Genomic DNA, 14,128 nt, shown 5'->3' with positions numbered 1-14,128 from the left:
GGTCTGAATTCATTTTAAATAAATTATTCATAAGTCTTTATTTTTTCACTTGTCTAAATTTTGTTTTTAGTCTATAATAGCTTTTGTAAAAAGACAAGTGACAAAATGAATCGGTTGTATATATTTAGACAAAAGTAAAAAATTGTCAAAGGAGAGACAAAATATGAAATATGACTTATCAAAAAAGATGACCATTGGAGCCAGCCGCACCCTGCTTTCCCTCCAGAACGCAATGCAGTCTCTGCTCTGCAAAAAATCTTTTGAGGAGATTACCGTTGGAGAGTTGTGTGAGATGGCTATGCTGCCCCGCGCTACTTTCTACAATTACTTTGATGACAAATACGACCTTATGGAGTATTGCTTCATGACCATCCGCGACCGGCTGGACAGCGGCTATCAGGACGGAGGAACCTGTGTGCAGCGGATGGATACACTGATGGAGAACTGCTTTGATTTTTTAGATGAGAACATAGAAATCGTGCAGGCGATCCTAAAGAATAACCCTCCCAATTTATACCTCATCAATCAAATAAGGTTTTATCTGCTGTCCAATATGTCTGCGGCCTTTCAGGACAATTCGGATTCCCATCGCTTCAAGGTGCCGCAGAAAATGGCTGCAAACCTTTACAGCCAGGTGATCCTGCTTATCCTGGAGTGGAAATACCTCGATAACGAAGCGTGTTCCAAGACACAGGCAAAAGAATATTTGGCGCAGATGGTCAGTGGAATTGACCAAAAATAAAGGAGAATATGGATATGATTTTCTATTTCAGCGGTACCGGAAACAGCCAAAGGACGGCAATACAAATGAGTGAGCTCCTTGGAGATGAAATTGTCACTATGAACAAGTATCTCAAAAAGAGTGAAAAAGATACGTTTCAATCGGAGAATCCACTGGTATTTGTGGCGCCTACCTATTCCTGGCAGATGCCAAAGGTTGTGGAGCGATGGATTCGTGAGACAAAATTCGAGGGGAATTCAAATGCTTATTTTATCCTGACCTGCGCCGGAAGCGTGGGAAATGCCGCTGCCTATGCGAAAAAGCTTTGCGCGGAAAAGGGACTGTGCTTTTGTGGTTTGGCGCTGCTCATCATGCCCAATAACTATGTGGCTTTATCCAACACGCCGGACGAGACAGAATGTAAGGGGATTCTTAAAAAGGCCGCAGAACGCTCAGCATTACTGGCCGCGCTGATTAAAAAGGGAGAACCGTTTCCGGAGATTCCAGTCACTTTTAAAGATAAGATAGTAAGCGGGCCAGTCAATGGGCTGTTTTACACGCTCTTTGTCCATGATAAAGGCTTTGCCGCATCGGACGCCTGCACCGCCTGTGGCAAATGTGTAAAACGGTGTCCGCTGAACAATATCCGCCTGGTGGATAAAAAGCCCGTTTGGAACGGAAATTGTACTCACTGCATGGCTTGTATCGGAGGGTGTCCCGCAGAGGCCATTGAGTACAAATCCACCTCCAGGGGAAACCGTAGATATTACATCATGAAAGATTGAAAGGGAGGGAGTTAAATGGTTTTTTATTTTAGCGGCACCGGCAACAGCCAGCTCGCAGCAAAGCAGATAGCGGCGGAGCTTAGCGATGAAATGGTTTCTATTAACCACTGCCTGAAGAAAGGCGAAAAAAAGACGTTCCGATCGGAACGTCCTCTGGTGTTTGTTGCGCCGATTTACGCCTGGCGCATACCCAAATTGGTGGAACAGTGGATTCGTACCACCAGGTTTGAGGGGAATCAAAACGCCTACTTTGTCCTGACCCGCGGCGGCGGCACACAGGGGAATGCGGGGGGCTACGCCGCAAAGCTATGCGCAGAGACCGGTTTAATTTACCGCGGCCTTGCGTCCGCGCAAATGCCGGAAAATTACATTGCCTTATCTGCTGCGCCCAGTGAGAGCGAATGCGCATCCATAATCGCCCGGGCGAAGCCAGTCTTTTCTAAGCTGGCCAGTCAGATCCGCCAGGGCAAGCCGTTCCCTGAGATGCCGGTTTCTCTTGGAGGCCGCTTCATCAGCGGGCCGTTCAATCCGCTCTATTACCGCCTCTATATCAAGGACAAAGGCTTTACAGTCTCGGATGCCTGCGTCTCCTGCGGCAAGTGCGCAAAGCGGTGCCCTTTAAATAACATCGGCATGGCGGAGGGAAGGCCTGTATGGAAGGGAAACTGCACACACTGTATGGCCTGCATCTGTGGATGCCCCACCGAGGCCATTGAGTATAAGTCCATTTCCAAGGGGAAGAGGCGTTACGATATCATGGAGGAGTAAAACCACATCAAGCACCGGTTCCTAGTCTATCTGAGTCAGGCACATACGAAGAAGTACTACACATACTTTTTCAACCGTTCGTTGAATAAATGCTCAGCCAGTCTCCGTTCTCCACATCTACGGAGGCTGGCTTCGAATTTTCAATTCATGCCAGCCGCCAGCAGGAGCAAGGGACAGCAAAAGGACGAAGCAAAAAATCCCCATATTTACGCACTTTTTAGATATATATACAAAAATAGCCCTCCGAACGGGAGCGCTATTTTGTATTAAAGTTTGTCGGTAGATATTTTATGGAGTAGACGGGAGTTGAACCCGTGTCCGAAAATCTATCCCATGTACTTCTACTATCATAGTCTGTTCTTTGACATTCCCTCCGCCACCCGGAAACAGACACCCTGATGGTTTTGGTAGCTTCATATTACGCCTACAGGCTCAAAGCTTTGCCCGCATCGTTTCTCACAAGATCGGCGCCAGATTCCTCATGTGTGAGTGCACAAGGGCTGACGAGCAGCAACTAGGCTGCTAACGCTACGTTTTCGTCTGCGTTTAAATTTAAGTTTTGCGATTTGACGCATCGCGTACGGATAGCTTCTCCATCTTCAAGACCCCCGTCGAAACCGGTACTACCCCGAATGCTTTACCGGCTGCAGACGTGTTTTATCATATACAATATACCACCAAGTTTACATAAAGTCAATGCCCTAATAAAGGTTTTTTACTTTAAAATCACGCTCTGCTTCCCGTCTCTGATCTTTTTTGGCAATATCCTGGCGTTTGTCATACATTTTCTTACCTTTGGCAAGACCGATCTGCACCTTTACCAGGCTGCCTTTAAAGTACACCTGCAGCGGCACCAGCGTATATCCCTTTTCCGCGATCTGACCCTGCAGCTTGCTGATTTCTGTACGATGCATCAGAAGCTTCTTCACACGCAGCGGATCTTTATTAAAAATATTGCCCTTTTCATACGGACTGACATGCATCCCATAGATAAACAGTTCGCCGTTTTCAATCTTTAAAAAGGATTCTTTGATGCTGCATTTACCCATACGAAGGGATTTTACCTCCGTTCCATGCAGGGAAATGCCCGCCTCATACTTCTCTTCGATGAAATAATCGTGGTACGCTTTCTTATTATTCGCAATCAGACGATTGCCTGTTTCCTTCCCCATTTCTTTTTTCCATTCCTTCTGCCAATCTGAAATCTACTGTCTTCGTTACAACATCCGCATCTTCTACGATGACGCGCACGGCCTGTCCCAGGCGATATATTTTTTGGGAAGCCTCACCGACCAGCTGATGCGCGGCTTCATCATAAATATAATAATCGTCCCACATGGAATTCATGGAGACAAGTCCCTCGATCGTATTGCCGAGTTCGACGTAAATACCCCATCCGGTGACACCGGATATGACGCCTTCGAAGGTCTCTCCGATATGGCTGCTCATATATTCCGCCTTCTTCAGTTTGATCGTCTCACGCTCCACTTCCTCCGCACGCCGTTCCAGCATACTCGATTTTGAAGCGACGTCATCCAGCAGAAGCTCATAATGATGCGTCCGCTCCTGCCCCATTCTGCCCCGGATCACATCTTTGATGATTCGATGAATCTGCAGATCCGGATAGCGCCTGATCGGCGATGTAAAATGGCAGTAGTGTTCCGCCGCCAAACCAAAATGTCCGGCGTCCTCCACGGAATAACACGCCTGCTTCATCGAGCGCAGCAGCAGTCTGCTGACCATGGGTTCCAGCGGCATTCCATCTATACTCTGCAGTATTTTCTGAACTTCTTTGGGACTGACGGTATGCTTTGCTTTCTGGACCGGAATCTGATTAGCCCGGAGGAAGGCAAGCACCCCTTCCATTCTGTCTGCATCCGGTTCCTCATGGATCCGGTACACAAACGGCAGTTCCCTGTCATGGTATTCTGACGCCACGGTTTCATTTGCAAGAAGCATAAAGTCTTCGATGATCTTAGTCGCTGTATTGTGCTCATATGGCTTCACAGCCACAGGATGACCCGCCTCATCAAGCAGCACCTTGCTCTCCGGAAAATCAAAGTCGATTGATCCCCGCTTCTCTCTTCTGGCGCGAAGCAGCTTCGAGAGCTCCTCCATGCAGAAAAACATCGGCACAAACTCCTGATACGCTTCCTGCTGTTCCTTATCACCTTCCAGTATCTGCTGAACCGCCGTGTATGTCATTCTGCGGTCTACGCGGATTACAGTCTCGGCGATCTCATGGCTTTTCAGCTTTCCTTTCTCATTCAGGGACATCAGACAGCTGAGTGCCAGCCTGTCCTCGCCCTGGTTCAAAGAACAGATGCCGTTGGACAGCTCTTTCGGAAGCATCGGTATCACACGATCCACGAGATAAACACTGGTTCCCCGTTTCAGTGCTTCCCGGTCCAATGCACTGTTTTCCTGCACGTAATTCGTCACATCCGCTATGTGTACGCCCAGTTCGTATCCGTCTTCCGTCTTTGCCAGGGTAATGGCATCATCCAGATCCTTTGCGTCTTCGCCGTCGATGGTCACACACATCAGATGGCGCAGATCTTTTCTTCCGGAAAAGTCACCGTCCTGTAATATCGGTAAAATCCTGCCGGCCTGCTGCAGCACTCTGGCAGGAAACTCCATGGGCAGCCCATAACTTCTGGCGACCGAGAGTACATCGATTCCCGGATCGGTGCTTTTCCCTAATACTTCTTTTATGCGTCCTTCCGGACTTTTATTCCTGCTTCCGTAGCTGGTGATCTGCACAACGACCTTATCACCGTCCTGTGCATTCATTCCATGCTCCTGCGGAATAAAGATATCCTGCTGCATTTTTGCGTTGTCCGGGACGACAAACCCGTAATGCCTGCTTTTCTCGAATGTGCCGACAACTTCTGTGATGCCGCGCTCCAATACGCGGAGAACCTGTCCCTCACGCCTCTTTCCATTTACACATCCGGAAATCTGAATTTCCACTTTATCCTGGTGGAACGCCCCGTTTACATTGTTTTCCGGAATGTAGATATCATCCTGGTCCCGATCCTCCAGCTCGACAAATCCATAACCTCTCGGATGCCCGATGAAAACACCTGTTGTCAGATTACTTTTCTTCTCCTGTTTCGGCCCGTATTTCCGTTCTTTTGCTTTTCGGTATTTTCCCTGCTTGCTCACGGTGATCATTCCGTCCTCTGTCAGGGCATCCAGTACTGCGGATAACTCCTTCCTGAGAGGCTTGGGAATCTGCAGCAGGGATGCGATTTCTTTCGCTCGCATGGGTTGATATTCTTTGGAACTTATCAGCTCATAGATCAGTTTTTTTCTCTTCTTTAATTCTTTTTTATTCACGCTTCCTCCGACGAAAAAACACTCTTGTATAAAACAAGAGTGTCCTTTTTTTAAAATTTCATGTTTAATACAATTGACAGTACGATAAACAGAACCGCCATGATTTTCGTTGCTCTTACAAGCGCACCTTCCATGGAACGACCCTTATTCTGGCCCCAGTAGGTGTCTGCCATACCGGAAATTGCACCAAGACCCTGGCTCTTTCCCTCCTGCATCAGAACTACCACCGATAAGCCTATACAATCAATTACAAATAATATTGTAAGAATGATTCTTAAAATATCCACTTCTACACCTCCTGCAGTCGACTGGAATTATTTTACCACAGGAAAGAGGGGAATTCAACACATATTTACAATTCTTTATCATAAAGATTGCACCAAAGCGCAATCTCCGCCTGCGGCTGGTCACGCAAGCGACTTCTTCCTCTCTGCCGCTGTGCGATCCCCCGGAGGGTTTTTATAATATAGGATACGATGTTTCCTATATTATAAAAAGGGGTTCTGGTATTCCGCTATTTTTCCAAGGTACTCTTCGATCCTCAGCAGCTGGTTATACTTCGCATTGCGGTCGGTTCTGCAAGGTGCTCCCGTTTTAATCTGCCCTGCTCTCGTTGCCACCGCAAGGTCGGCGATAAAGCTGTCCTCCGTCTCGCCGGAACGGTGTGAGATCACCGCACGGTACCCCGCCTGCTGTGCTGTGACAACTGCATCCATTGCCTCTGAGAGTGTTCCGATCTGGTTGACCTTCACAAGGATCGCATTTGCGACCTCCAGCTTGATTCCGCAGCCGAGGCGTTTGCTGCATGTCACAAAAAGGTCATCCCCGACAAGCTGTATCCTGCCTCCAAGCCGGTCTGTCATTTTTTTCCATCCATCCCAGTCATCTTCATGCAGTCCGTCTTCAATCGAGAGGATCGGATACAGGTCCATCAGCTCCTCATAATATTGGATCATCTCATCGGAATCCCTGGTGATCTCCTCGTTGTGCGTACAGCTCTCACCCGGAAAACTGTAAACACCGCGCTCCTCATCATACAGTTCGCTTGCAGCCGCATCGATGGCGATTCCGACTTCCTCACCCGGCTCATATCCCGCCTCTTTTATGGCATCCACGATCAGTTCCAGAGCATCCGCTGAGCTCTTCAGATCCGGTGCGAATCCGCCCTCATCTCCGACAGCTGTGGAAAGACCGCGGTCTTTGAGCAGCCGTTTTAAGGCGTGATAGATCTCGCTTCCCATGGAAAGCGCCTCATGAAAGCTGAACGCTTTTACAGGTACGATCATGAACTCCTGAAGGTCTACCGTATTGTCCGCATGTTTTCCTCCGTTCAGGATATTCATCATCGGAACCGGCATCCTCCTCGTATATACGCCGCCCAGATACTGGTACAGCGGGAGCCTGAGGGCTGCCGCCGCTGCTCTCGCCACAGCCATGGAGACGCCGAGTACGGCGTTCGCACCCAGGCTGCTCTTATTTTCTGTCCCGTCAGTCTCGATCAGAAGATGATCAATATACGCCTGATTCAGGGCATTCTCTCCTAAGATCGCCTCCGCGATCCGTCCGTTGACGTTATCCACCGCTTTTTGTACACCCAATCCGCAGTAACGCTCTTCTCCGTCACGCAATTCCAGTGCCTCAAATTTCCCGGTAGATGCGCCTGACGGAACCAGCGCTCTTCCTGTATATCCATCGATCCCCACGATGCCTTCTCCTACCGTAACGTCCACCTCAACGGTTGGATTGCCTCTGGAATCCAGAACTTCTCTTGCGTAAATCCGTCGAATCGGTAAATAGCGATACATGAAATAACCTCCTACATATTGATGCAGCTAGTATTACCTGCGCCGCGTATTTTTATACGATGCGCGTCATCGGAAGATCATTGGCGACCCCTTTTGACATCAGGATCTGGTGCAGGTCGATGATCCCATTGTGAAATGTAGCCGCGCAGGAGGCCAGATACAGTTCCCACATTCTTGTAAACTCCTCCCCTTTCAGTTCGACGACTTCCTCCCTGTGGTTCAGAAAATTCTCACGCCAGCACAGCAGCGTTTTGTTGTAATGCCGGCGCAGGCTCTCCACATCAAGCGTATAGAGATTAAAATCCGGCAGAATATTGATGATTTCCCGGAGACTCGGGATGGTTCCCCCGGGAAAAATATGCTTTCGAATCCAGGCATCGCCCGGATGTTCCTTTTGCGCACTGATATAATGCAGCAGGAACAGTCCGCCCGGTTTCAATACCGCATCTACATTTTCTATAAATGTCTCATAATTACCGCGTCCTACGTGTTCCAGCATGCCGACGCTCACCACCCGGTCAAACTGTTTTCCGGATGTTTTCAGATCCCGGTAATCCATCAGTTCAATCCGAAGCATATCCCCAAGACCTTCGCGTTCGATATCCTCCTGAAATTTATCATGCTGCTCCTGGCTTAACGTGATTCCCAGACCCTTAACCTTATACTTCTTAGCCGCTTCTTTCAGAAGGAATCCCCATCCGCATCCAATGTCAAGGAGTGTCATTCCCTCCTGAAGGTGAAGCTTTTCCAGTATATGATGTACCTTATTGAGCTGTGCCTCATACAGAGTGTCCGAATCGCGTTTGAAATAAGCGCAGGAATAGCTCATGGACTCATCCAGCCAGAGTCTGTAAAAATCATTTCCGATATCATAGTGTGAAGATACTTCTTCCTTCTGGTTTTTCCTGCCCAGGGATGTAAACAACAGCTTTTTCAGCATCTGATGGTCGGTGGTAAATTTACCCATCTGTCCCATAAAGCTGTCCAGCACGTGATACAGGTCCTTGTCTACCTCCAGCGTTCCCTTTGTATACGCGTCACCCAGCGCAAGTGACGTACTTGTCAGAAGCTCTTTCCTGCTGATGTCTTCCTTCAGCGTTACCGTAAACTCAGGTTCTCCGTCTCCAAATACCTGATTCTGATCCGGCGTCCGGAGTCTGAATGTTACGGGTACAATGTTCTCAAGATACTGTCCAAAAAACTGATTCATATTATTCCTCCTGCTATCATGTCATATCCTGCCATCTTTTGCCGTAGAGAAAAGGAGACTACCACTGCGGCAATCTCCTTCGATTCTTATCTTTTGTATCAGTTATCTTTTGTCAACAGGCTTTTTCCTGTCATTTCTTTCGGCTGTTCCATCCCCATCAGTTCGATCAGCGTCGGGGCGATATCAGCCAGACAGCCGCCCTCACGCAGTCCATACGACGGTTCTGCGTTTACCAGTATAAACGGAACCGGGTTTACCGTATGGGCGGTAAACGGTTCGCCAGTCTCATAGTCCACCAGCTGCTCGGCATTGCCGTGGTCTGCACAGATAAACATCTGTCCGTTCACTTCTTTCACCGCATCCACCGCACGTCCTACGCATGCATCCACCGCTTCTACCGCCTTGATCGCAGCATCCTCCACTCCGGTATGTCCAACCATATCCGGATTCGCAAAGTTAATGATGATCACATCATACTTCCCGGATCTGATCGCTTCCACCAGACGGTCGCACACCTCATATGCGCTCATCTCCGGCTGCATATCATACGTCGGAACCTTCGGCGATTTTACCAGAATACGCTCTTCTCCCTCATTCGGCTCTTCGATGCCTCCGTTAAAGAAAAAGGTCACATGCGCGTATTTTTCAGTCTCCGCAATCCTCGCCTGTGTCATATGGTTTGCTGCCAGATACTGACCAAATGTATTCTCTATGCTCACTTTGTGGAATGCCACCAGTTTATTCTGAATCGTATCATCATAATCCGTGAAGCACACATACGTGAGGTTTCGCCTGCTGCCCCTGTCAAATCCTGCAAACTCATCATCACAGAAGGCTCTTGTGATCTCTCTTGCACGGTCCGGACGGAAGTTGAAGAACACTACCGAATCACCGTCATTGATCACTGTCACCGGCTGTCCGCCTCTCTCCATCACCGTCGGAAGCACGAATTCATCTGTTTTTCCGTCATCATAGGATGCCTGTACAGCCTCGGCCGCATCGGTTCCCTTCACACCCTCGCCTCTCGTCAGCGCGCGGTATGCGAGCTCTACCCGATCCCAGCGATTGTCACGGTCCATCGCATAATAACGTCCCGATACGACTCCGATCTCCCCGACCCCGATTTCTTTCATCTTCTGCTGCAGTTCCTCAATATATCCTTTCCCGGATGACGGGGGAGTATCCCTCCCATCGAGAAAACAATGTACAAAAACTTTGTTCAGGCCTTCTTTTTTTGCCATTTCGAGCAGACCGTACAGATGTGTATTATGGCTGTGTACACCGCCGTCCGACAACAGTCCCATGAAGTGAATCGCTGAGCCGCGTTCCTTCGCATTTTTGACTGCCGCAAGAAGTGCTTCATTCTTAAAGAAATCACCGTCCTCTATCTCCTTGGTGATCCTCGTCAGTTCCTGGTAGACAATGCGTCCGGCACCCATATTCAAATGCCCGACTTCCGAATTTCCCATCTGCCCGTCCGGCAGGCCGACCGCAAGACCGCTTGCGTTTCCCCGGACAAACGGGCACTGACTCATCAGCTGATCCATCACCGGTGTCCTGGCCTCGCAGACAGCATTCGCCTCACACCTGTCATTCAGCCCGTAGCCATCCAGTATCATTAACACAGTAGGTTGTTTTTTCATAAATAATTCGCTCCTTTTTAACTGCTGTCCTATAGTACCTTTGAAAGGAAATCCTTCAGGCGCGGATTCTGCGGATGATCGAAAAATTCATGCGGAGAATTTTCCTCTTTTATCTTTCCTTCATCGATAAACATCACGCGGTTCGCAACCTCGCGGGCAAATCCCATCTCGTGTGTCACGACAACCATCGTCATCCCCTCTTTGGCAAGCTCCTGCATGATCGCCAGTACTTCTCCGACCATCTCCGGGTCCAGCGCCGATGTCGGCTCATCAAACAGCATGACATCCGGATTCATCGCCAGTGCACGCGCAATGGCAATCCTTTGTTTCTGTCCGCCGGACAGCATTGCCGGATATGCATCTGCCTTTTCCGGAAGACCGACGCGCTGCAGAAGTGTATCCGCTTTCCCGGAAGCCTCCTGCACACTCATCACTCCCAGTTTTACCGGCGCCAGCATGATATTTTCCTTGATGGTCTTGTGCGGAAACAGATTGAACTGCTGAAACACCATGCCTATTTTCTGTCTGATTTTATTAATATCTACCGATGCATCTGTAATATCCGTGCCTTCGAAATAAATGCTCCCGCCGGTCGGTATCTCCAGCAGGTTCAGTGACCGCAGGAAGGTGGATTTCCCGCATCCCGAAGGACCGATGATCGCGACCACCTCACCCTGGTCGATATCGGTCGAGATCTTATCGAGTACCAGATGATCACCGAATGCCTTGCTCAACTCTTTTACTTCAATCAGTACATTTTTATCGCTCATTCGTTCTCAGCCTCGCTTCCAGTTTATTCACTCCGGCCGTCAGCACCATGACAAGCACGAGATAGATTGCCGCCACCGCCAGGAGCGGCAAAAGCGGCGCATATGTCACACTTCTGATAATATCCCCCGCCCTGGTCAGATCCATCATACCGATATATCCGCTGATGGAAGTCTCCTTGATCAGTACGATAAATTCATTTGCCAGAGCCGGCAGCACGTTTTTAAATGCCTGCGGCATGATAATGAGCATCATGGTACTCCTGTAATCCAGTCCCAGGCTTCGTCCCGCTTCAAACTGTCCGGCATCCACCGACATAATGCCGGAACGGACGATCTCTGCCACATACGCGGCGGAGTTCAAACCAAATCCGATCGCACCGACGATGATTTTATTGATATCAACCGACGCAAAGATCACATAATACAGAATCATCAGCTGTACGACAACCGGCGTTCCGCGGATCACCGTCAGATAAACCCTGCAGATGGCGTTTAAAAATTTCATGGAGCCCGTCTTATCGTGCGTCGAACGCACGACTGCGATCAGAAAACCAAGCACAATCCCGATCAGCACCGCGAACACTGTAATCAACAGCGTGTATCCAAGCCCCTTTACAAGGAACATCCACCGGTCTTCCTCGATAAAATTCTGATAAAACTGTTCAACAAAAGTATCCCACATAACACTTCTCCTATCTCATCTGTCGCGACAACGTACAAGAACAGGACTGTCGCTAAAAAGTAACAGCCCTGTTAATACAGTCTAACTATTTTCTTACGATAATAACCTGTGTTGCCGTTGTGTAAGAATCCGTGAAATCAACATTTTTCAGACGGTCTTCTGTCACTGTCATCCCGGCCACACCGATATCGGCTTTTCCGGACTGTACGGCAGTGATGATGGAATCGAATTCCATGTCCTCAACTTTCAGTTCCATGCCAAGTTTGTCTGCGATTGCCTGCGCCATATCGACATCCAGTCCGACAATGGTGTTATTCTCGTAGTATTCATACGGTTCGAAAGCTGCATTGGTCGCCATTACCAGTTTTCCGTTGGAGCGGTCTGTGTCTGCCGGAGATTCATACGGAGATTTTCCCTTTGTGTCATCGCCGATGTAATTGCTGGCGATAGAATCCAGAGTCCCGTCCTCTTTCAGTTCAGCCAGTGCAGCATTGATCTTGTCTTTCAGCTCTGTGTTGTCTTTTTTCAGCGCAATCGCATATTCTTCCAACTCAAACGGATCGTCCAGAATCTTCAGATCATCATTTTTCTCCACGAACGCCTTTGCCGGCTGAGCATCGATGATCACACAGTCGAGTTTCCCCTGTTTCACAGACTGGACAGCATCCATGCCCTTGCTGAACCGTTCGACCTGCGTTCCCTCGTTTTCCTCCGCAAAGTCACTGGCGTAGATATCACCCGTTGTGCCAAGCTGAACCCCGATCTTCTTGCCTGCAAGATCATCCACTGAATTGACCGTGTTCTCTTTTTTAGAACCACCGCAAGCTGCAAGTGAAAAGGCCATCACGGCGGTTAATGCCAATACCAATATCTTTTTCATTACTTATCCTCCTGATTTCGCTGTAATCTGTTAACTATTATAGCAGTTCTTTCACAAATATCAACAAAAACAGGAGTTTTGTTACGTTTTTGGTGAATTTTACTAAGCCTTATCTATGCCTCTTTGCCGTTTCGGTGCCTCCCGAGAATGGAAAACTCGACCCATTCCGCAATATTGGTCGCGTGGTCACCGATTCGCTCGTAATATTTTGCAATCATTAAAAAATCAAGGATTCTGTCATTGTCATCACCTGTGCCCCCCAGACGATTCACCAGGCTCTCTCTCACCTGGACAAACAGCTCATCCACGACGTCATCCGACTGGATAACTTCCTGTGCCTTTTCCAGATTCTGTTCCACGTATGCCTCGATGCTCCTGGACACCATTTCCATCGTGGCTTCTGCCATCTTTCCCAGAAGCCTGCCGCCGTCGGCCTCTAGGATGGTTCCCGTCTCCACGATTTCCGCTATGTCGAGCGCCTGATCTCCGATGCGCTCCATATCTGTGATCATCTTCAGCGCAGCGGAAACCTTTCTCAGGTCCGTAGCCACCGGCTGCTGTTTGAGCAGCAGCTTCATGCAGAGTGCCTCAATGTCACGCTCTTTCTGATTCATCTGGTCCTCCTGCACCACGATCGACTTGATGACTTCACGGTCTCCCTTGCTCAGGAGCTGGTATGTCTCCGATATCACGATCTGGCACAGACCTCCCATCTCCTTTAGTTCCTGATGCAGCTGCTTCAGCTGCAGATCAAAGTATTTGCGCATATTATCCAAACCTCCCTGTAATATAATCCTCTGTCCTCTTATCCTGCGGTGACGCAAACAGAGCATCTGTATCATTGTATTCCACAACTTCACCAAGGAGAAAGAATGCCGTTTTGTCTGAGATGCGGGCAGCCTGCTGCATATTATGCGTGACCATGATAATCGTGTAATTCTGTTTCAGATCGACTGCCAGGTCTTCAATTTTCGAGGTGGAAATGGGGTCTAATGCAGAGGTTGGTTCATCCATCAGAAGGACTTCCGGCTGCACCGCAAGTGCCCGGGCGATACAGATACGCTGCTGCTGCCCGCCGGACAATCCGAGTGCACTCTTTTTCAGACGGTCCTTCACCTCATCCCAGATTGCGGCTCCCTGCAGGGACTGTTCCACGATCTCATCCAGTTTTGCTTTAGCATGGATACCGTGTGTTCTCGGTCCATATGCAATATTATCATAAATACTCATCGGAAATGGATTCGGTTTCTGAAACACCATACCGACGCGTTTTCTCAGAAGATTGACATCCATGTTTCCATAGATGTCCTCTCCGTCCAGTTTGATATCACCTGTAATCTTACACCCGCCGACAAGGTCATTCATTCTGTTCAGAGATTTTAAAAGCGTGGACTTTCCGCAGCCGGAAGGTCCGATAAATGCCGTGATCTGTTTTTCCGGAAGGTGCAGGTTCACATCTTTGAGCGCGTGAAAATCGCCGTAGTACAGATTCATATTTTCTATTGATATTTTGTCCATTTCG

14 protein-coding genes and 1 other RNA gene are annotated in these 14,128 nt (G+C 48.7%); 3 read left to right on the top strand and 12 right to left on the bottom strand.

All coding sequences use genetic code 11. The features are described 5' to 3' along the window. Positions 1-163 precede the first annotated feature (163 nt). Genes NQ502_RS17905 through NQ502_RS17895 form a run of 3 tightly spaced genes read left to right on the top strand, consistent with a single transcriptional unit; the run spans position 164 to position 2,274 of the window. Positions 164-742 carry a TetR/AcrR family transcriptional regulator gene (locus NQ502_RS17905; protein WP_028528877.1) on the top strand — a complete coding sequence of 193 codons (579 nt, stop codon included), beginning with the start codon at positions 164-166 and terminating at the stop codon, positions 740-742. Between the two features lie 14 nt (positions 743-756). Further along, complete coding sequence (locus tag NQ502_RS17900; protein ID WP_028528876.1) at positions 757-1,506, top strand: EFR1 family ferrodoxin; 750 nt, start codon at positions 757-759, stop codon at positions 1,504-1,506. 15 nt (positions 1,507-1,521) lie between these two features. Further along, positions 1,522-2,274: an EFR1 family ferrodoxin gene (locus NQ502_RS17895; protein WP_028528875.1), complete on the top strand. Its 753-nt coding sequence runs from the start codon at positions 1,522-1,524 to the stop codon at positions 2,272-2,274. 288 nt (positions 2,275-2,562) lie between these two features. Here NQ502_RS17895 and ssrA read toward each other — a convergent pair. The 12 genes from ssrA to pstB form a co-directional block, all read right to left on the bottom strand. Then, positions 2,563-2,904, bottom strand: a transfer-messenger RNA (tmRNA) gene (gene ssrA / locus NQ502_RS17890). A gap of 71 nt (positions 2,905-2,975) precedes the next feature. After that, entirely contained in the window at positions 2,976-3,446 is a 471-nt protein-coding gene (smpB, locus tag NQ502_RS17885; protein ID WP_028528874.1) for an SsrA-binding protein SmpB, read from the bottom strand. Continuing rightward, the gene (rnr, locus tag NQ502_RS17880; RefSeq protein ID WP_044983298.1) at positions 3,409-5,616 is read right to left on the bottom strand and encodes a ribonuclease R; all 2,208 of its coding nucleotides are present in this window, start codon (positions 5,614-5,616) and stop codon (positions 3,409-3,411) included. The genes smpB and rnr overlap by 38 nt, the downstream gene beginning before the upstream one ends. A 50-nt stretch (positions 5,617-5,666) precedes the next feature. Next, positions 5,667-5,903 (bottom strand): preprotein translocase subunit SecG, encoded by a 237-nt coding sequence (secG, locus tag NQ502_RS17875; protein ID WP_028528873.1) that lies wholly within the window; start codon positions 5,901-5,903, stop codon positions 5,667-5,669. 201 nt (positions 5,904-6,104) lie between these two features. Next, on the bottom strand, positions 6,105-7,421 hold the full coding sequence (gene eno / locus NQ502_RS17870) for a phosphopyruvate hydratase (RefSeq protein WP_028528872.1): 1,317 nt from the start codon (positions 7,419-7,421) through the stop codon (positions 6,105-6,107). A 52-nt stretch (positions 7,422-7,473) separates the two neighbouring features. Then, positions 7,474-8,631, bottom strand: coding sequence for an SAM-dependent methyltransferase (locus NQ502_RS17865; protein ID WP_028528871.1), 1,158 nt, complete (start codon positions 8,629-8,631; stop codon positions 7,474-7,476). Positions 8,632-8,729: 98 nt separating this feature from the next. Next, positions 8,730-10,274: a 2,3-bisphosphoglycerate-independent phosphoglycerate mutase gene (gene gpmI, locus NQ502_RS17860; RefSeq protein ID WP_028528870.1), complete on the bottom strand. Its 1,545-nt coding sequence runs from the start codon at positions 10,272-10,274 to the stop codon at positions 8,730-8,732. 29 nt (positions 10,275-10,303) lie between these two features. Further along, positions 10,304-11,026 (bottom strand): amino acid ABC transporter ATP-binding protein, encoded by a 723-nt coding sequence (locus NQ502_RS17855; RefSeq protein WP_187374523.1) that lies wholly within the window; start codon positions 11,024-11,026, stop codon positions 10,304-10,306. A 7-nt stretch (positions 11,027-11,033) separates the two neighbouring features. Next, a complete protein-coding gene (locus NQ502_RS17850; RefSeq protein WP_028528868.1) occupies positions 11,034-11,726 on the bottom strand; it encodes an amino acid ABC transporter permease in 693 nt (230 codons plus the stop codon). Positions 11,727-11,811: 85 nt separating this feature from the next. Then, a complete protein-coding gene (locus tag NQ502_RS17845) occupies positions 11,812-12,606 on the bottom strand; it encodes a transporter substrate-binding domain-containing protein (protein ID WP_028528867.1) in 795 nt (264 codons plus the stop codon). 113 nt (positions 12,607-12,719) lie between these two features. Then, the gene (phoU, locus tag NQ502_RS17840; protein ID WP_028528866.1) at positions 12,720-13,373 is read right to left on the bottom strand and encodes a phosphate signaling complex protein PhoU; all 654 of its coding nucleotides are present in this window, start codon (positions 13,371-13,373) and stop codon (positions 12,720-12,722) included. A 1-nt stretch (position 13,374) separates the two neighbouring features. Then, complete coding sequence (gene pstB / locus NQ502_RS17835) at positions 13,375-14,124, bottom strand: phosphate ABC transporter ATP-binding protein PstB (protein ID WP_028528865.1); 750 nt, start codon at positions 14,122-14,124, stop codon at positions 13,375-13,377. Positions 14,125-14,128 lie beyond the last annotated feature (4 nt).

The organism is Ruminococcus gauvreauii, from assembly GCF_025151995.1.
GTDB lineage: Bacteria > Bacillota > Clostridia > Lachnospirales > Lachnospiraceae > Ruminococcus_G > Ruminococcus_G gauvreauii.
Note: the sequence above shows the minus strand (reverse complement) of the source record. Positions and strands in the feature narration are given on the sequence as shown.